The organism is Pseudoalteromonas sp. A41-2 (assembly GCF_015767615.1).
GTDB lineage: Bacteria > Pseudomonadota > Gammaproteobacteria > Enterobacterales > Alteromonadaceae > Pseudoalteromonas > Pseudoalteromonas lipolytica.
On the sequence record NZ_CP065231.1, the window covers coordinates 92,179 to 110,722 of the forward strand.

The 18,544-nt window shown below is 42.5% G+C and carries 22 protein-coding genes; 9 read left to right on the forward strand and 13 right to left on the reverse strand.

The genetic code is table 11. The features are described 5' to 3' along the window. Nucleotides 1-150 precede the first annotated feature (150 nt). Nucleotides 151-2,433 carry a penicillin acylase family protein gene (locus IT970_RS00485; RefSeq protein WP_196857503.1) on the forward strand — a complete coding sequence of 761 codons (2,283 nt, stop codon included), beginning with the start codon at nt 151-153 and terminating at the stop codon, nt 2,431-2,433. Here the strand turns inward: IT970_RS00485 and IT970_RS00490 are convergent. Beyond that, nucleotides 2,426-3,526, reverse strand: coding sequence for a GGDEF domain-containing protein (locus tag IT970_RS00490; protein WP_231387302.1), 1,101 nt, complete (start codon nt 3,524-3,526; stop codon nt 2,426-2,428). The two genes, IT970_RS00485 and IT970_RS00490, sit on opposite strands and share 8 nt — an antisense overlap. A 260-nt stretch (nt 3,527-3,786) precedes the next feature. Here IT970_RS00490 and IT970_RS00495 point away from each other — a divergent pair, with 260 nt between their 5' ends. Further along, nucleotides 3,787-5,319 carry a carbon-nitrogen hydrolase family protein gene (locus IT970_RS00495; RefSeq protein ID WP_036974402.1) on the forward strand — a complete coding sequence of 511 codons (1,533 nt, stop codon included), beginning with the start codon at nt 3,787-3,789 and terminating at the stop codon, nt 5,317-5,319. Further along, nucleotides 5,319-5,636, forward strand: coding sequence for a DMT family transporter (locus tag IT970_RS00500; RefSeq protein ID WP_036974404.1), 318 nt, complete (start codon nt 5,319-5,321; stop codon nt 5,634-5,636). The genes IT970_RS00495 and IT970_RS00500 overlap by 1 nt, the downstream gene beginning before the upstream one ends. Before the next feature lie 22 nt (nt 5,637-5,658). On the opposite strand, the gene IT970_RS00505 is transcribed toward IT970_RS00500, so the two are convergent. Next, the gene (locus IT970_RS00505) at nt 5,659-6,534 is read right to left on the reverse strand and encodes a DMT family transporter (protein WP_196857504.1); all 876 of its coding nucleotides are present in this window, start codon (nt 6,532-6,534) and stop codon (nt 5,659-5,661) included. Nucleotides 6,535-6,708: 174 nt separating this feature from the next. On the opposite strand from IT970_RS00505, the gene IT970_RS00510 reads away from it, so the two are divergent. After that, on the forward strand, nt 6,709-7,092 hold the full coding sequence (locus IT970_RS00510; RefSeq protein WP_196857505.1) for an MAPEG family protein: 384 nt from the start codon (nt 6,709-6,711) through the stop codon (nt 7,090-7,092). Nucleotides 7,093-7,152: 60 nt separating this feature from the next. On the opposite strand, the gene IT970_RS00515 is transcribed toward IT970_RS00510, so the two are convergent. From IT970_RS00515 to IT970_RS00525, 3 genes are all read right to left on the reverse strand, one after another. Further along, nucleotides 7,153-8,358: a M56 family metallopeptidase gene (locus tag IT970_RS00515; RefSeq protein ID WP_036974406.1), complete on the reverse strand. Its 1,206-nt coding sequence runs from the start codon at nt 8,356-8,358 to the stop codon at nt 7,153-7,155. Nucleotides 8,359-8,367: 9 nt separating this feature from the next. Then, nucleotides 8,368-8,742 (reverse strand): BlaI/MecI/CopY family transcriptional regulator, encoded by a 375-nt coding sequence (locus tag IT970_RS00520; RefSeq protein WP_036974407.1) that lies wholly within the window; start codon nt 8,740-8,742, stop codon nt 8,368-8,370. 69 nt (nt 8,743-8,811) lie between these two features. Beyond that, nucleotides 8,812-9,498: a pseudouridine synthase gene (locus IT970_RS00525; protein WP_196857770.1), complete on the reverse strand. Its 687-nt coding sequence runs from the start codon at nt 9,496-9,498 to the stop codon at nt 8,812-8,814. A gap of 80 nt (nt 9,499-9,578) precedes the next feature. Between IT970_RS00525 and IT970_RS00530 the strand changes: the two genes are divergently transcribed. Beyond that, the gene (locus IT970_RS00530; protein ID WP_036974408.1) at nt 9,579-9,884 is read left to right on the forward strand and encodes a DUF6482 family protein; all 306 of its coding nucleotides are present in this window, start codon (nt 9,579-9,581) and stop codon (nt 9,882-9,884) included. Between the two features lie 45 nt (nt 9,885-9,929). Continuing rightward, nucleotides 9,930-10,337: a GNAT family N-acetyltransferase gene (locus IT970_RS00535; RefSeq protein WP_065978881.1), complete on the forward strand. Its 408-nt coding sequence runs from the start codon at nt 9,930-9,932 to the stop codon at nt 10,335-10,337. Here the strand turns inward: IT970_RS00535 and IT970_RS00540 are convergent, their stop codons facing one another. The 8 genes from IT970_RS00540 to lptM all read right to left on the reverse strand — a co-directional run bounded on the left by IT970_RS00540 (nt 10,338) and on the right by lptM (nt 16,498). Continuing rightward, on the reverse strand, nt 10,338-10,697 hold the full coding sequence (locus IT970_RS00540) for a HopJ type III effector protein (protein WP_074989623.1): 360 nt from the start codon (nt 10,695-10,697) through the stop codon (nt 10,338-10,340). A 9-nt stretch (nt 10,698-10,706) separates the two neighbouring features. Then, nucleotides 10,707-11,819: a retropepsin-like aspartic protease family protein gene (locus tag IT970_RS00545; RefSeq protein ID WP_196857506.1), complete on the reverse strand. Its 1,113-nt coding sequence runs from the start codon at nt 11,817-11,819 to the stop codon at nt 10,707-10,709. A gap of 68 nt (nt 11,820-11,887) precedes the next feature. After that, nucleotides 11,888-12,598, reverse strand: coding sequence for an HAD-IA family hydrolase (locus tag IT970_RS00550; RefSeq protein ID WP_036974411.1), 711 nt, complete (start codon nt 12,596-12,598; stop codon nt 11,888-11,890). A gap of 10 nt (nt 12,599-12,608) precedes the next feature. Beyond that, on the reverse strand, nt 12,609-13,562 hold the full coding sequence (locus IT970_RS00555; protein WP_036974413.1) for a tyrosine recombinase XerC: 954 nt from the start codon (nt 13,560-13,562) through the stop codon (nt 12,609-12,611). Beyond that, a complete protein-coding gene (locus IT970_RS00560) occupies nt 13,559-14,170 on the reverse strand; it encodes a DUF484 family protein (protein WP_036974415.1) in 612 nt (203 codons plus the stop codon). Before IT970_RS00560 ends, IT970_RS00555 begins: the two co-directional genes overlap by 4 nt. Then, nucleotides 14,167-14,997: a diaminopimelate epimerase gene (dapF, locus tag IT970_RS00565; protein WP_036974416.1), complete on the reverse strand. Its 831-nt coding sequence runs from the start codon at nt 14,995-14,997 to the stop codon at nt 14,167-14,169. The genes IT970_RS00560 and dapF overlap by 4 nt, the downstream gene beginning before the upstream one ends. Before the next feature lie 64 nt (nt 14,998-15,061). Then, nucleotides 15,062-16,315, reverse strand: coding sequence for a diaminopimelate decarboxylase (lysA, locus tag IT970_RS00570; protein ID WP_065978886.1), 1,254 nt, complete (start codon nt 16,313-16,315; stop codon nt 15,062-15,064). Continuing rightward, nucleotides 16,316-16,498 (reverse strand): LPS translocon maturation chaperone LptM, encoded by a 183-nt coding sequence (gene lptM / locus IT970_RS00575; protein ID WP_036974419.1) that lies wholly within the window; start codon nt 16,496-16,498, stop codon nt 16,316-16,318. Between the two features lie 148 nt (nt 16,499-16,646). Between lptM and cyaY the strand changes: the two genes are divergently transcribed. From cyaY to IT970_RS00590, 3 genes are read left to right on the forward strand one after another with little or no spacing between them, the layout of a single operon-like run. Continuing rightward, nucleotides 16,647-16,970: an iron donor protein CyaY gene (cyaY, locus tag IT970_RS00580; RefSeq protein ID WP_075594390.1), complete on the forward strand. Its 324-nt coding sequence runs from the start codon at nt 16,647-16,649 to the stop codon at nt 16,968-16,970. After that, nucleotides 16,967-17,623, forward strand: a complete 657-nt coding sequence (locus tag IT970_RS00585; RefSeq protein WP_075594389.1) for an alpha/beta hydrolase — start codon at nt 16,967-16,969, stop codon at nt 17,621-17,623. Before cyaY ends, IT970_RS00585 begins: the two co-directional genes overlap by 4 nt. A 23-nt stretch (nt 17,624-17,646) precedes the next feature. After that, the gene (locus tag IT970_RS00590; RefSeq protein WP_036974464.1) at nt 17,647-18,531 is read left to right on the forward strand and encodes a DUF2914 domain-containing protein; all 885 of its coding nucleotides are present in this window, start codon (nt 17,647-17,649) and stop codon (nt 18,529-18,531) included. The last annotated feature ends 13 nt before the right edge of the window (nt 18,532-18,544 follow it).

Genomic DNA, 18,544 nt, shown 5'->3' on the forward strand with positions numbered 1-18,544 from the left:
TTCCTACTATAGACAATTTCTGTCGTAATTAACAATGGACAATTGAGCTGTCCACGTTAAATTTAATTATTTGTATCGTAACACTATTTTTTCACAAAGCACGGGTTACTATACCCATGTATTTGTTACTTTCGCGCAAGGAATTTGGGCATGTTTAAGATAATCAAATGGTTACTAATAAGCTTACTTATAGTGGGGCTACTCGCTACGGGGATCACTTATGGTGTGTTGAATTTAAGTTTACCTGCTTTAGATGGTCGGGGAACCAGCTCGGCAATTACCCACTCAGTAAAAATTGAGCGCGATAAGCTGGGGCAAGCCGTAATTCATGCTCAAAACCGTTTAGATGCCGCTTATGCACTTGGCTTTGCGCATGGGCAAGATCGCTTTTTTCAAATGGATTTATTGCGTCGAAACGCAGCAGGGGAACTGAGTGAGCTATTTGGAAAAGCAGCTCTAGGCCTTGATAAAAAAATGCGCTTTCATCAATTGCGACAACGCAGCCAAATTATGCTCGCACAGTTACCGGATAAAGATCAGGCTTTATTAAAAGCCTATACAGCGGGAGTCAATGAAGGGCATGCACAAGTTGGTTTCGACAGTTTTGAGTATATTTTAACGGGCGCAGAGGCCAAGCCTTGGCAAAGTGAAGACAGTTTACTGATTATTTTTAGTATGTACTTAGATTTGCAAACGGCAACCTTTGAGCGTGATAAAACACTGATTGAAATTGAACAACGGTACGGTAATGCAATGGTTGAATTTATAACTCAACCGAGTCCCTATCAAGCCGCGCTAGATAATAGTAAATTAGTCCCATATTCAGGCAAGATTCCCGCATTAAATGAGCCGCTGTGGGCGATGACTCACATTGATGAAAACCAAGAAGTAGGCAGTAATAACTGGGCAGTAACAGGCGATTTAACCGCCACAGGGTCGGCCATGTTATCGGATGATATGCATTTGTCGTTTGCTGTGCCAATCATTTGGTATCGCGCGCAATTGAATTACCCATTAAAGGGAGAAATGCAGCAAATTACAGGGGTATCATTACCGGGAGCGCCCGCTATTGTTGTGGGCACTAATAATAAAATCGCTTGGGGGTTTACCAATGGGTACCTCGACACTGCTGACTGGATTGCACTGGATGGAAAAGAAAAAACATGGCAAATCGACGAACCCATACTCTTAAATGATGGCAGCACTGAGCATTATGCATTAACGATGAGTGAATATGGCCCTGTGACAGAGATTAACGGTAAGCCATACGCCTTAAGCTGGGTTGCCCATCATGATTATGCTGTAAACATGGCGCTTTTAAAGCTTGAGCAAGCGCGCAATGTCGATGACGCTTTAGCGCTTGCAGAGTATGTTGGTATTCCGGTGCAAAACCTCATGGTGGTTGATGATAAGGGCAGTGCGGCATGGAAAAATATGGGGGCTATTCCGGCACGTAAAGTGCCTCATCAGCTTGCGGTATCGGAGCAAGATTACTCTCCCAAATGGCATGATAATGAAACCGATCGCCCCTTTGTTAAAAACCCTGAGAGTGGTCGCCTTTGGACGGGTAATTCACGTGTTGTTTCTGCAGCAGACCATGCGCGTTTTGGTAATGGAGCGTATGCGATGGGGGCTCGTTCAGCGCAAATTCGCGATCGCTTATTTGAAAAACAACAGTTTAACGAACAAGACTTTTATGACTTACAACACGATAACGAAGCGCGCTTTTTAAAAGATTGGCATAATTTACTTGTTAATCAATTAACTGCTGCCGGTGATAAGTATGCTGTTTACTTAACAGCGCTTAACAACTGGCAAGCCTGTGCTTGTAGCGACTCAATAGGCTATACCTTAGTGAAGCGTTATCGAGACGAAGTTATTAATAGCCTATTTAGTCCTCTTGAAAACACACTTAAGTTAGACGGCGGTAGCTTGAAATATGTAAAGCGTGATTTAGAGCCTGCGCTTTGGCAACTGATTGAGGAAAAACCGGCACACTGGTTAAATCCAAAGTACAGCGATTGGCAGCAGCAAATGTTGGCAGCATTCGATCACACCGTCGCTAAATTAACGAAGCAGTATGGCATTAATTTACATAGTTGGGAGTGGGGAAAAGTGAATCAATTGGTGATTGAACACCCATTCGCTAAGCAGATCCCAGTGCTTAAAAAGCTGTTGAATATGCCAACGGCTAAGGGGTTTGGCGATACTTTTATGCCCGCAGTACAAGGTCGAAGTTTTGGCGCATCACAGCGCTTTATCGTACAGCCAGGTTATCTAGAAAATGCGATTATGGCGATTCCTGGAGGTCAGTCAGGTCATCCTTTATCGGAGTTTTACCGTGCAGGGTTTAATGATTATGTGTCTAGCGAGTTGACGCCACTGTTGCCGCAAAATATCGTACACAGTATTACGATTAACGCGGTTAACTAACGGCGTCAACGTTATTAAATACGCTACTTTGTCCGGTCGCGATGGTGGTTTTATTTCGTCCTGAGTGCTTGCTTTTATACAATGCGGCATCTGCTTGTTGCAGCATGCACTCAAGCGACGCTAACGGTTGCCATTCAATAAGGCCAAAACTCATCGTGACGGTTAATTCAGGAAAGTCTTGATGCGGTTTAATGGCTGCAATTTGCTGGCGTAATGCTTCGACTTTGGCAAAGGCTTGTTGTTGATTGGTGTGCCCTAGTAGTAACAAAAATTCCTCTCCTCCCCAGCGCACCGCAATATCATTTTCAGTTAAAAAAGCACGAATAGCGGCAGAAATATTCAACAATATGGTGTCGCCTTTATCATGGCCGTAGCTGTCATTTATATTTTTAAAGTGATCAATATCAGCCATAACTAAGCAGAGGTTATCAGCGTTCTCAATGCTTTTTTTATGGGCTGCTAGGATGAGTTTTTTTGCAAAACGACGGTTATACAATTTTGTAAGTGGGTCACGAGAGGCCATTTCTGTCAGCTCTATTCGCTGTGATATCGTTATTTCTCTAATTAAGCCAATGCCATATACCATGGGTAATCCAGCGATAATGATGTTGATCACATTGATATGAGGAATGAGTTCAGGGTAGGAGAAGGTATAGGTTACTTCGGCAAAAAAGACATATAACAAAGCAAAGGTGATGATCATTAAAAAGCTATAAATAGCAGCGCGTTTTAACGGCAATTGATAGTCGATCATTAAAATACAAGAAATTGTCCATAAATAAAATTGAAACCCTGCGCTGAGTCCCAGTGTTGCACATACCACCACTGCATGAATGAGCACTTCGAGGCAAAATACTCTCAGCGCTAATGAGGTTAATCCTTGGTTTATAAGAAAGATGCCACCGCCCCAAGCAAAAACACTTAATACGTTTACTATGGCAAGCGTATTGGCTCCAATGTGGGCAAAGGCTGGTATTAATAAGGCATGAACTGCTAACGCAAAATAAGCAATTCTAGAAATGATGAGAAACTTTACATGTTCAATTTCTTCTAATCCAGACTGCGTAGGTTGTTTAAGTAGATGTTTTATCAAACCAACCTCATAGATACAGACAGGGAGAATGTAAGTATAGATGATAATTTCAGCAGTGATCAGCTATTCTAGGTTATTCACATAGATAACAGTAAAAAAGTTCACAATTTGGGCGCAGGATTAAACACGTGTTCACCTGATATTTGCTAAGCTTAGGGTTTAGCATAACAAGCAAAAGATGCAGACTAGAATCAATTAGTTGAGAGAATAGTATGCACATTGCAGCTTGGTTTGTCCTCTCGTGCCTAAAAGGAGTATGTATGCCGGCAGAAAAAACGCATTTAGCGATCTGTAATTTAACGAAAGAGCAGTATCCACAAATAAAAACTTTAATGGATCAAGCCTATCCTGGGCTGGGGGGCGCGTGGCCAAGCCATACGATTTTCAGACTGATTGATCAATTTCCTGAAGGTCAAATCGGGATTGTGGATGATGGCGTTTTAGTAGGGATAGCACTGAGTGTGCAAGTTGATTATGCGCGTTTTTCTAACCCCCATACTTATGAAGATATTGTTGATGGTCATGACCGTGTCTTTAGTGATCCAGAAGGCGATGCGTTATACGGATTAGATGTGGTTATTTCATCGACCCACCGAGGTATGCGACTCGGTCGTCGTTTATATGACGCACGTAAAGAGCTTTGTCGTCAGTATAACTTACGCGCTATTTTAGCGGGCGGGCGTATTCCACGTTATTACAATCACAGCAGTGATATGTCGCCAATGGAATACATTGAGAAAGTTGATCACAAAGAATTATATGATCCGATTCTCAGTTTCCAGCTTTCGAATGATTTTCAGGTAAAACGACTGCTAAAAAAATACCTACCTGAAGACCAAGAGTCAGTGGGCTACGCTACGTTGTTAGAGTGGAATAACATTATGTTTGAACCCACTGATACTGTGCTTGAATCAACTAAATCTATAGTGCGTGTAGGGGCTGTACAATGGCAAATGCGCTGTGTTGACTCGGTAGAAGAACTGCTAAAACAAGTTGAATATTTTGTGGATACAGTGTCTGACTATAAAAGCGACTTTATTTTATTTCCAGAGTTCTTTAATGCGCCAATAATGGGCTTAACTGAGCAAAGCAATCAAACAGAAGCGATCCGTTACTTAGCTGAGTACACCGAAACTTTTCGCGATGCGATGTCACGTATGGCTGTTGAATACAATGCCAATATTATTACCGGTTCAATGCCACTGGCAGAGGGCGATAAGATTTATAATGTCAGCTACTTGTGTCATCGAAGCGGTAAAATTGATGAGCAGCGTAAAATACATATTACGCCTCATGAACAAAACGACTGGGTTATTCAAGGCGGCGATAAAATTGCGGTATTCGAAACCGACGCGGGGCGTGTGGGGATCCAAATTTGTTATGACGTTGAATTTCCAGAGTTGTCGCGTATTTTAGCAAAACAAGGCCTAGATATTTTATTTGTGCCTTTTTGGACAGACACTAAAAACAGTTATTTACGTGTGCGCCATTGTGCACAAGCGCGTGCTATTGAAAATGAGTGCTACGTGGTTATTGCTGGCTCTGTTGGTAATTTACCTGAAGTTGAAAGCCTTGATGTACAGTATTCACAATCGGCAGTATTAACGCCGTCAGATTTTTCATTTCCACACGATGCGACATTAAACGAAGCAACCCCAAATACCGAAATGCTGTTATTCAGTGATTTAGACATGGATAAGTTGAAGATTCTTCACAGCGAAGGAACCGTGCGTAACTTAAAAGACCGTCGTGAAGACTTGTACGATGTGATACTGAAAAAGAGAGACGACTAATGGCATGGCTATACTTAATTGTGGCGGGGTTATTAGAAATAGGCTGGCCTGTTGGGCTTAAAATGTCGCAAGATCAAGAAAGCCGCTGGTTAGGTATTTCGATTGCCGTGGCGTTTATGGTCGCCAGCGGGTTCATGTTATGGCTTGCACAAAAACAAATACCCATGGGGACATCTTATGCAGTATGGACAGGCATTGGTGCTGCAGGTACTTTTTTAGTGGGTATTTTGTTTTACGGCGATGCAGCCACATTTGGTCGCATCGCGGGTGTATTACTGATTATAAGTGGTGTGATCACGCTTAAAATCAGTCATTAAAAAAGCGGCTATTGCCGCTCTTTTAAGGAAGCATAACGAGTATAGCCGCGAGCGCAATTAACACGAGCCCTGCCGTGTCTTGGCGTTTTAGCGGCTGTTTAAGCCACAGTATTGATACCATTATGGTAAAGAACACCTCAATTTGCCCTAGCGTTTTCACATACGCAACATGCTGTAAACTCATGGCACTAAACCACCCTATAGACCCCAAACAGCTACACACACTGACGGCAGTTGTCGTGCCTTTGTGTTGCCACATTTTTGCAAAGGTGTCGCGTTCTTTTAACGCGATATAAAAACACAGCATAATAGTTTGCAGACTAATAATAAGTACTAAAACCCATGCTGCAGAATGCGGAAAACTCAGTCCTGAGTTAAGACTTGCTTCGCGGATCCAAGATGATGAAAGCGCAAATGAAGTACCACAAGCCAATCCCAATAACGCGGTACCTAAGTTGAAGTGTTTGACATTGGCAATCCCACTGAGCAGTAAGACGGCAATGGCACCAATAAATACACCAAACCAACCTAATAAAGACAGCGCAGAACCAAAGAATAGCACTCCTAAAATGGCGGCCATTAAAGCTTCACTTTTAGCAAGCCCTGCTCCAACAGCAAAGTTGTTCATTTTAAACAGTTTAACCATTAAGCCGGTTGCGACAATTTGTACAACACTTGCACCAACAATATAACCAATAAAAGCAGGGTTGAAGTCGGGGAGTGCGGTTGCTTGATAACGATAAAGGCTCAATAAATACAGCGCTGCAATAGGACTTGCAACAATAAAACGTGCCAAAGTGACCCCTGCTACACTGACATGTGCGCTGAGTTTACTTTGTAATGCATTTCGCCACGACTGCATAAAGGCGGCAAAAATGGTTAAGAAAATCCAAGTCATATTGAAAATAAATTAATGGGGAGAGGCTGTTAGAGTAACAAAGCCGTGTTATAAGCGCATTAGCTTATCGATTAACTTGAGAAAAAATCAGCTGTGTTAGACGGTGTCGTTAAAGGTAGCGGCTTTTTTCTGTTTACGTTAGGGTAGGTGTATACAACAGAATAGGGAAGCGTTATGACAACATTAATACTGTGTGCACTCATTGCTGTATTATTACCTTATTTAGCGAAAGTGCCCGTCGCATTTGCACAAAATAAGCTTGCGGGATACGACAATAAACACCCAAGAGAGCAGCAGAGCAAACTAACAGGATTTGGCGCTCGCGCGTTGGCTGCACACCAAAACAGTTTTGAATCTTTGATTGTTTTTGGTGTTGCTTTAGCGGTCGTTATGAGTACTAACAATGTGTATCACGTTACCGAAACATTGGCTGTTATGCATGTTGTTTCACGTGTTATGTACTGCATTTTTTACTATATAAACCAAGATATTCTGCGTTCATTGGTTTGGCTCGTTGGTTATGTTTGTGCCGTGGCGATGATTGCAGTCTGTTTATAAAAACCACAAAGCAAGCGGCTTAAAAAAGGCGCTTGCTTTAGGGTCTTTGGTGCTCGTTAATTACTTAGAGCTCACTTTAATTTTCTCAATTAAATCCTTCGCTTTAACGTTTTCATCCAAAGCAAAGTCGAGCTGCACGAGGACATTTTTATAGCCTGATTCAGTTGGCGCGTATTGCCATTTTTTTAGTGCGCGCTTAGCCTCTCGGTTAAATACATCCTCAGGCTCAGCACTCACAACACTGATATTGCTGGTGGCCCCGCTGGGTGAAATGTCGTATTTCAATACAACTGAGCCGCTTATTCCTTGCTCTACTGCCTGCACTGGATAGATAGGCTCTACACGCATCACAGCTTGGTAGTCTTTTTCTTTCTCTGCATTCACAGGCTGTTTTGCAATTGCAAAGCTACTAAGCATACCGGCCGCAAAAATAACAAGTGCTGTTTTTGCAATAAACGAGCTATTATCGAGTTGTTTAATTTGGTTGAGTCTTTGTAACATGGTGTTTTTATCTCCGTATTGTGAGTAAGCCATGAGTCCCACGGTGCTAAAGCTTGCACAATGCACTAATGCCTTGCTGTATAGAATTCGTTGTTCCGTTGATTTATCTTTTAGTACGTGTTCATCGCATGAAAGCTCTTGCAATCGACGCAGGCTGGCATAGCCCAACCAGGCGAGTGGGTTAAACCAAATTAACAAGGTGCCCATGAGCGCCAACGCGTTAATTAAATTATCTTTACGATGAATGTGGACACACTCATGCTCCAAAATAAGGGCTAAAGCATGCTGGTCGTAATTAATGTTGTAATTAGATGGCAGGACTAATTTGGTTTTTATCAGCCCAATGACTAAGGGTGAACTGACTTTTTCACTTTGATAAAAACGTAATCCTTTATAGTTGTCATTAGGGGTCGCTATTGGCTTTAATTTTAAGCGAGTGAGAAACTGATAATGAAAGTACACGGCACAGAGCATAAGTGTAATTGTTATTAGGCTATAAATAGCGAACCAGCTCAGTGATAGCTGTGGCGTCACTGGATTAGATGGGGTAATGGTAAACTGACTAATGAACTGATTGTGTATTGGTTTTAAATGATCAGGCAAATTTGCCAACATTAAACACGCAGGGAGTAATGCCCATAACGCATAAACAAGGCGAGCAGATACGTGGCTGAGGAGCTTTCGCTCAAGAAGGATAAGAAATAAAATAGCGCAAGAGATAAAGAGTTGCTGCTCTAATAGCCAATTAAAAAACGTTTCGAACATGACATCACCTTACTTTTGCTGCTTTTCCCAATCATTAATGACTTTTTTAAGCTCATCAATGTCGTTTTGAGAAAGTTGTTCAGACTTTGCAAAGCCGCTAACCAGCGGGGCTATACGGCCATTAAAGAATCGTTCAACAAAGCTTTGGCTTTCTTTTAGTGTGTACTCTTCACGCGCAATGCAAGGCGTGTAGTTATACAGTCGCCCTTGTTTTTCAAAGCTGAGTGCGCCTTTTTTAACTAAGCGGCTGAGTAAGGTTTTTATGGTTTTTTCGTGCCACTCTTTATCGTCACTCAAACGCTCAATAACTTGGCTGGCTGTCGCAGGATAATCGAGCCACACGGCATCTAATACTTCGAATTCTGCTTTTGAAAGTTCAATCATTTTATTGCCTACAGGTGTAATCTTTAATTAAAGATTACACCTGTAGTCAAATAATGCAAAGTTTTTTTGTTAGATGATGTCTGTTTTTTCGATACGGGTTGTTTGCCCTTCTGCAAGGCCGAGCTGTTCGATAGATAAATTGGCAATTTCAATTCTATAAAGATCAATAACTTTGTAGCCACAATAGTGCGCCATTTTGCGAATTTGACGGTTAAGCCCTTGCCTTAAGGTAATCATAAACTGCTGCTCATTTACTTGCGTTACTTCACACGGAAGAGTGATGTGTTTATCGACAGGCACGCCATGTGCCATTGTTTGACAGAAAGTGTGATTTAACGGTTTATCGACCGTGACCAAGTAGCGTTTTGGCTGATGAAAGTCTGGGTGGATTAATTGGTTACAAAACTCACCATCATTGGTCAGTATTAACAGTCCGCGGGAGTCTTTATCTAAGCGGCCAATGGGGTAAACGCGGGTTTCGCTCGGTAAAAAATGGATAAGGCTCTGTGCATCGCTACGATTGAGTTTGCAATCAATGCCTACGGGTTTATGGTAAGCAAAATAAACCATTGGTGCTTTTCCTGTGATCGTCTGTCCTTCAACAATCACTTCATCTTCGTCGTTTACATGGTCAATATGATTTGCCGCTTGGCCATTAACCCTTACAACGCCTTGGTCAATTAAGCGTGAGGCTTGTTTACGAGAGCATATGCCAGCATGAGCAATATATTTAGCAAGCCGTACTTTTTCTACCATGGATGATTTTTGCACAATTAATTTGATCACAGTATACCAAATTCACGTATAGATAACTCTATACACAAAGAGGATTTCACATGGCGATTAAGTTATCTGAACTTGCAGCGCACCAACCACTGCAAAAAGTTATTGTGCACTCATTGGAAATGGCACTTTATCAAGTGTCTGTGGTTATCAATAATGTGGAGTACTATGTTACTGACGAGAAAGGCGAGTTTATCCGTGATTTGAGCCCGCTGCATATTCAAAAGCGACTTGATCATTTGAGCTATGGTGAGATGGTGTTACGTCATACCAGTGCGTACGATGAAATGTGTGGCCAGCCAGAAAAACTTGCAAGCAACATGCTAGAAGTCCCTTACGGAAAAAATCATTTATACTGAATACGTTAAATGCTTATACTGAGTCATAACATTTATAGGTATGCTATGTATCAATTAAAAAGTGATGACTCGGTAGAGCTAAACGATGAGCTAAGGGCGCATGTTGTTGCATTTAATAAGCAGCACTTTAATGCTGAACGTGTGCCGTTAGGTTTTAAATACGTGAATAAAAAGTGTGATACTGTTGCGGGTATTCATGGTTATGTATTTGGTAACTGGCTGCTGATAAGTTGGCTGTGGTGCGACGACTTTACACGAGGTAAAGGGCTTGCAACGCGTTTGCTCCATGAGTTAGAAACCAAAGCTATTGCGCTTGGGGCAACGGTCGCTCAACTCGATACGCTTGATTTCCAAGCTAAACCTTTCTACGAAAAAAACGGCTACCAAGTGGTGTACCAAATGGCAAATTACCCACTCAACGGCTGCCGTTATTTTATGGAAAAAAAGCTGTAGTTATTTTGCTTTTAGTACATTTTCTTCGCTAAAGGTGATCCCCAAAAACGGCGTAGTCTCAGGTGCGAGCATAAATGTGCGTATATTCATGTGATCTTGGCCATCAGGGTGTTTAACAACGTCTTCACGGTAAAACGCGCCAAAACAATCGAGGGTGTTTTGTTTGCTGAGTTGATTAAGTTTTGCAAACGCGAAGATTTTACATGATCCATTATTCTCATTGGCTGAACTAATTAGTCCGTGATTATTGAAACCACTGGGCGTAAAGTCATAATGACGATCAATTACCGCCATTGTATCGGTAAACTCGATTAAATGGGGTGTTTCAGCTAATTTTTGTAAGAAGTCATTGAGTGTCATGTTTCGTCCTTAATAAATAGTCTTTGTTAACTCTAACTCATCCAGTTGCTGATTGATATTAAACTTAAATTTCTCTAAAAAGTTCATACCAAGTAGGCCGAAGCCCGTGTGATTGTTGATAACCAAAATATCAAAGTCATCAACTTTTTGCTGGCCTATGCGAAACGATTGTACTCGATAGCGTTGTGCTTCAACGAGCCCATTCGCCGTATTTACGTGTAAGGTGTCAATATAGCGGGCCGGTTCGCTGAGTGTATTCAATAGCGCTTGGTCAATAACGGTAAAGCTTGCTCCCGTATCAATCATGAGCGTGGCCTCAATCTCATTATTAATAACGCTACTAACAAGGTAATGCGCCCCTCGGGGAGTTAATTTCACTTTCTCAACGCCTGCCAAAGCATGCTGTATTTTTTGCTTAAGTTGGTCGGATTGTGTTTTAAAGGCATGGTTATTAGGTAACTGCTCTAAACTTATTTGACTCGCCACATAGTCACCTAAGTGGTAGTAAGCCAATGCATGAATATATAAGTAGTAGGCATGATAGGGCGCGTATTCTAACCATTGCTGGCTGTGTTCGAGCAATTGCTGCCAATGTTGTGTGTTAATTAAGTGATTGCTGTGTAAAGTAGTGAGCTCTTCTATTTGCTGAGTGAGGTCACTGTGCGGATTACTGTCTAATTGATCACTTAGCGCCATCAAATTAACAATACCCTGTTGTACATAACCTTGATTAATTAACCGTTTTGCATCGAGCTTTAACATGGCGGCATCGTATGGATGACTGTTTAAAAAGGCGCTTAGAAATTGCTCGCTGATATGCTCGTGCTGCTCTAGCAGCCATGTTTCAACGGTTTGTTGCCATGCATGTTTAAGTTGCTGTGCGTATTGCGGTGAATTGTCCTTGAGCTGCGAGTATGCGGCAACAGCCTTATCGAATTGTTGGTTATTAAACAATGTGATGGCGTGCTCAAATAGCTTAGGTTGAACAGCGCTATTAACCTGAGTTGCTGTAAATTGCTGTTTATCTGCTATCACCGTGCTCTCTTGACGACTGAGCTGCCAAAAAAAGTAGCCATTAATGCTTAATGAGCACAGTAGTAAAAGTTTCAGCAGAGTATTCATTTATTTTGCCTAGAAATCTCAATGATTAGAGGGTTACTTTAGCAACAACCGAGACCGTGTAAAAATAGTTACTCTTTAATTAAGTGATTTAATGCAAAAATATCTTCAATTTCAATATCCGCCAGCCCTTTGTATTGATAATTAGTCGCTTGGTTATTTAACCAAACACTCTGACAGCCCGCATTATTAGCGCCTTGTACGTCAGTGTCTAAGCTATCACCAATATGCAAAATTTCACTGTGAGCGACATTTAATAACTGCGCTGCGTTATTAAATAAAGCAGCGTGAGGCTTTGCTTTACCATGTGGGCCTGCTTGAAGCACTAACTCAAATACCCCATTTAGATTAAACTTTTCAACCTCGACATTGCCATTAGTAATCGCGATTAAGCGAAAATGCCTGCCAAGCTTTTCAAGTAATTCAAGCACATCATCAGCAACGGTTATTTGGCTACGAGCATCTGCAAAGGCCTGATATGCCTGTTCGGCATGGTGCTTGGCAAGGTCGTGTTCAAAGCCAAGATCCTGCATTGCATATAACAGGGCAGCTTGTCGCCAACGAGTGACATCGTCAACCAAGGTTGCGTCTTGTTTTAATGCATTATCGCGACATGTTAGCCAGTAGTTCATACTGTCGGCAGGCCATTGCTCAATATTTGCTAAGTAGTCAGCTTGGGCTTGTAAGGCTGATTTTATGATTGGATGATTGTTGTATAAGGTGTCATCTAAATCAAAACTTAGAACAGAAACGGGCGATAAGGCACGATTAAATCGGATCATAATTACAGGGTTACTCGGGTGTTGAGCGCTTTTTAGCGCGTGGGTGGGTGTTGTCGTATACTTTGGCTAAATGTTGAAAATCAAGGTGTGTATAAACTTGAGTCGCAGACAAACTAGTGTGTCCCAATAACTCTTGTACAGCACGCAGATCACCCGACGATTCTAAGATATGTGATGCAAATGAGTGACGTAACTTGTGCGGATGTACTTGTGAGCTAATACCTTGCTTGATCCCCCACTCTTGCATGCGCAACCGTACATGACGTATTGAAATGCGTTTCTTTTGGCTGCTGACGAATATGGCTATTTCATCAGGGTGTGCAAATTGTGGGCGAATTTTTAGCCATGCTTTTAATGCACTTAACGCTTTACTTCCCACGGGCAGTAAACGCTCTTTGTTGCCCTTACCCCGTACTAAAATTTCGCCTTCTCGGGGGTTGATATCTTGTATGTTGGCACCAACTAACTCGCTAATACGCAAGCCCGATGAGTACATTAACTCCATCATCGCTTTATCACGAATAGCGAGAGGATCGTCATCGGGTAATTCTAGCAATTTTGCCATTTGATCAACGTCTAAATTTTTCGGCAAGGGTTTTGAGAATTTAGGCCCTTTAATAGCTTCAGCAGGGTTATGGTAATGTGCCTGATTGGCAATGTTCTTTGCTTTTAAAAATTTATACAAGCTGCGAATACAGCTGAGCTTTAAACTAATGGTGCGGCCACTTAACTGTTTACTGCGCAGCTGCATACTGTAGCGGCGAATATGCTCACCTTGAACCGTAAACCAGTTTTCACTGAGCTTACTAAAATATAAAGCGGCAAAGCCGAGCTGGCTGGTGTATTGGTTTATGGTGTGTATCGAATATTGTTTTTCGTAACGTAAGTAGTCAGCAAAAAGCTGGATGGGCGTACGCCATGCATCGCTTAATTCATTAAGGTCTGGCGTTGTTACGTCGCTCATGCAAGTTCCAATAACCGTAGCTGTAATGAGCGAACGAACTCAAGCACAAAAAAACTGTCTTTAGCGGGCTCAAAGTGGTTAACATCATCACTGCCAAACGCCAAAATAGCGACAGGGTGGTTGCTATTTCCAATCAAATACAAGGCAGTTGATTGGGTTGATTCTGAAAATAATAAATCGCGTTCTTGCTGATTCACTCGTCCTAAGTAGATGCCGTCATTTTGTAAACGGTGAGCAATTAAATCATCGTATTTTTTTTCATACTTTACTAACTGACATTCATTGATTAGCGGGTTTGTGCAAATAATATTGCGCAGATTATTTGCCAGCGTTTTGAAGTCGTAGTTAGTCCACAGTTGGCGATGGCATTCGCTAAACAAACGATGAATCAATTCATTTTCTTTTGCTTGTGCAACTAACTGCTCAATTTTATTTTTTAATAAGGTGTTGTGTTCACGCAACTGACGCTGCTGAATGTGCACTAATGATGTCGCAGCAGCCGTTTGCTGTTGCAACTCAAGTGTCGCAAGAACATCTGGATTATTTATTAAAAAGTCTGGATGTGCTTTTAAATACTCAGCTACATGTTGTTCTGTTAGTTTACTCATAATGCCACTTGTCCGTCGAATACATGCTCTGCAGGCCCTGTCATTCTTACTGGATGACCTTCACCTTGCCAGCGCACTTGTAAGCTTCCTCCTGGTAAGTCAACTTGTACAGTGCTTGCCAGTTTACTTTGTATTTGACCAATCACCACCGCTGCGCACGCCCCTGTACCACAGGCTAATGTTTCATTTACGCCTCGCTCCCACACTCTTAGTTTTATGTGGTCTTGTGAAATAACCTGCATAAATCCTACATTTGCGCGCTGTGGAAAGCGTTCATGGTTTTCAAGTAGTGGGCCTAAGGTTGCGACTTCTGCGGTTTGAATGTCGTCGACTTCTAACACGCAGTGCGGATTCCCCATCGACACGGCACCGCTAAAAATAGTGTGCTCTTCAGTGCGAATAATGTACGTTAACTCGCGTTTACTTGCCTTGAGAGGAATTTTGTTTGGCTCAAAGACTGGGTGGCCCATGTTTACGGTTACTTGACCATCTTTTTCTATGTATAAGGTTAAGTTTCCCGACTTGGTTGATACGGTAATTTTATGTTTGTTGGTCAAGCCTTTCATGCGCACAAAACGCGCAAAACAGCGAGCACCATTGCCACATTGTTCCACTTCGTTGCCGTCAGCATTAAAAATACGATAGTGAAAATCTAAATCAGGAGAGTAAGGGGCTTCAACCATAAGTAATTGATCGAAGCCGATACCAAAGTGGCGATCTGCCAGTTTCTTTATTTGATCACGTGACAAGAAAACATTCTGCGTGATGTTATCAATAACAACAAAGTCGTTACCTAGGCCGTGCATTTTTGAGAAATTAACTAACATAGCGCTCTAATTCGGATTTGCTCTGAGCTAATCATGCCACAGAGCAGGGCGGTTATAAAAACGTTTATGGTAAAATTTTCTCACCTTGCCAAAGGCTTTCTAAGGTTTCTCGTTGGCGGATTAAGTGGCTTTGCTTGCCATCGACCATGATCTCAGCGACGCGTGGACGTGAGTTGTAATTTGAGCTCATGGTAAAGCCGTATGCGCCAGCACTGCGTTGCGCCAGTAGGTCACCAGCATGTAGCGCAAGCTCACGGTCTTTTCCTAAAAAGTCACCCGTTTCACACACTGGGCCAACAATGTCGTAGTTTTGACGTGGCGTGCCATCTTCGCGCGGTTCGACAGGCACAATTTTTTGCCATGCTTGGTAAAGAGATGGGCGCAGCATATCGTTCATACCGGCATCAACAATGGCAAAATATTTGTCTTGATTTTGTTTAATAAACTCAACTTTGGTCACTAAAATACCCGCATTAGCTGCAATGGCTCGACCGGGCTCAAAAATAAGCTCTAAGTCTTGATAATTAGCTAAGCGAGATGTGATTTTATCAACGTATTCACTTGGGTGAGGCGGTGTTTCACCATTATAAGGCACGCCTAATCCTCCACCAATATCTAGGTGGGTAAGTGTGATATTCACGGCTTTTAATTCTTCGATTAAGGTCAGCACTTTTTCCAGAGCCGCTAAGAAAGGCTTAATTTCTGTAAGCTGTGAGCCAATGTGACAGTCAACCCCAGTAATGTTTAAACCTGGAAGCGATGCTGCATATTGATAAACGCTGACCGCTGTTTGAATATCAATACCAAATTTATTTTCTTTTAAACCGGTTGAGATATACGGGTGTGTTTTGGCATCGATATCCGGGTTCACGCGAATCGAGATAGGTGCAACACGGTTTAGTGAAGTTGCTACTTCTGATATACGGTCTAGCTCAGCAACCGACTCAACGTTAAAACATTTGATCCCCAATTCAAGCGCGTAGGCAATTTCGTCAGCAGTTTTTGCAACGCCAGAAAATACCACTTTACTGGCATCGCCACCGGCTGCAATAACGCGAGCTAACTCGCCTTTAGAAACAATGTCAAAACCAGAGCCTAAGCGCGCTAAAATATTTAATACAGCAATGTTTGAATTCGCTTTAACGGCGTAACAGACTAAACTTTTGTGTGATTTAGCTGCCTCGGCGAAAGCGAGATAATGGCGCTCAAAGGTTTTACGTGAATAGATATAGCAGGGCGTACCGTATTGGTCGGCAAGCTCTTTGACAGCGATGTCTTCAGCGAACAGCTGATTATTATTGTAGTTAAAAAAGTCCATCTATTGGTCCTGTTTTTGCTCTGGTTGTTCGGATGGATCAGCCTGTGGCTGAGATTCTGCTGGCTTTGCAGTATCATCTGGAAGATAAAGCGCACCGCTTTGTCCACAGCCCACCAGAGTGAGCATAAGTAGGGCACTAAGAGGTAAAATTGTTTTAAATTTTTGGCTATGAGTCTCTTTCATTAGATTAATACGGTTGCTGGCTTTATAATCGCAGAGTAACAGAATATTTAAAAAATGCAGCTATTCGCGGATGAATTTATTCCTGTTACACTTGATGTACACAATCTGCCTCCAGATCTAGGCTTAAAGCCCGTTAAAGGACACTAAAATGACTGATCATGAATACCACACACTAGCCGATGCGTTGATGCTAACAATTGAAGAGCAAATCGATGAATGTGATGCTGATTTAGACTACGAGTCTGCATCAGGTATTTTAGAAATCATCTTCCCAGATCGCAGCAAAATAGTGATCAATAAACAAGCGCCATTGCACCAAGTGTGGGTGGCAACTAAATTCAATGGTCATCACTTTGAATTGCGAGACGATAAGTGGATTGATAATCGTTCTGGTGCTGAGTTCTGGCAATTTATGTGCGATGCGGCTTCGCGCCAAGCGGGTCAACCAATCGAGTGGCGTTCTGAGTTATGAGTTTAGGGTTTGTAGAATACCCCGCGCAAGGTGAGCATAAGGCAACCGTTATTTGGTTGCATGGCTTGGGTGACTCGGGGGAGGGGTTTGCCCCTGTTGCTCCGCAGTTAGCGATACCGAAAGAGCTCGGTGTGCGGTTTGTGTTTCCTCATGCGCCAGTGCAACCGGTCACCATTAATGGGGGCATGGCGATGCGCTCATGGTACGACATTAAATCGATGGATTTAGATAAGCGTGCCGACGAACAAGGCGTACGAGAGTCTGCTGCTAAAGTGGCTGAGCTCATTGATCAAGAAATAGCGAAAGGCATCCCCGCGAGTAAAATTATTTTAGCAGGGTTTTCGCAAGGGGGAGTCGTGTCACTGCATTTGGCTCCACGTCTTGATTATAAGTTAGCAGGTGTCATGGCGTTATCAACGTATATGTGCGCACCCGATAAGTTGGCTGACGAAGCTAAGCAACAGGCGTTAAATATATTTATGGCGCATGGGCGTATGGATGATGTTGTACCGCATAGCGCGGGCAGGCAAGCATTTGACGTACTGAGCGCAAATAACATGGAAGTTAGCTGGCAAGACTATCCGATGGCACATCAGGTGTGTGGTGAAGAACTGATGGCTATTCGAGCGTGGTTAATTGCTCGCTTAAGTTAATTTTTGGTTGTGAAGAGGCCAACATGACAAACAAACTTGTAATAACAGCAAATATGAATTCGGCGGAGCCTGCAAGCACATCACCCACAGCGGTAACGTACCAATGGCATTGGCGACGTATTTTTATGTTCAGTGGCGTGATTTTAGTGGCCCTGGCGACTGTAATATACAGCTTCGTAGGTGCTGTGAGTGCTGAGCAAAGTGAACAAGATGAGCCGCACACTGAGTTGACTACCGCTGTATTACAAGCTCCTGATAATAATCTTGCAGCAGAGCACGTTAACGAGAACACAGAGGACAGTGCAGAGCAGCCCGATGTGAATACCCCTGACCTTGTGCCTAATAGTGTGGCCAATGAGCCAGAAACTGAGTCTCTCAAGCCCAAAACACACGTGCAATCACTTGACACCGTTACTTCGCAAGACACTCAATTACCGGCTAAAACGACCACAGACAGTGAAGCGAAGCCTGAAAATAACGATGAACAGCAGCTCGCTTTAGCACCTAATAATAAAGTGCAGCAGTTTTCACAATCAGCTCATGTTGCCAGCGTGGCCATTGGCGCTAAAATAGATACAGATAAAGTGAGCCGTGCGGTATTAACCACCGATGTTGTTGATCGAGAACCAGTCAATGTTCTAAAAAACGATGTAAGATTAGCGGACATTACGCATAGTTTGAGCTTCTTTAGTGAGCTTAGAAATATGCAAGGGCAAACGGTTCGTCATCAATGGTATTACCAAGATGAGCAGCTAGCCTCTATTGAATTAGCAGTAAGCAGTCCGCGTTATCGCACTTACTCGACAAAAAATATTATGCCAGAACAGCTTGGTGAGTGGCGTGTTGAAGTCGTTGACGCACAAGGCACTTTACTTGCACAAAAAGAATTTAGAATTTTAGCTGATTAAGTTCAGCCAGATA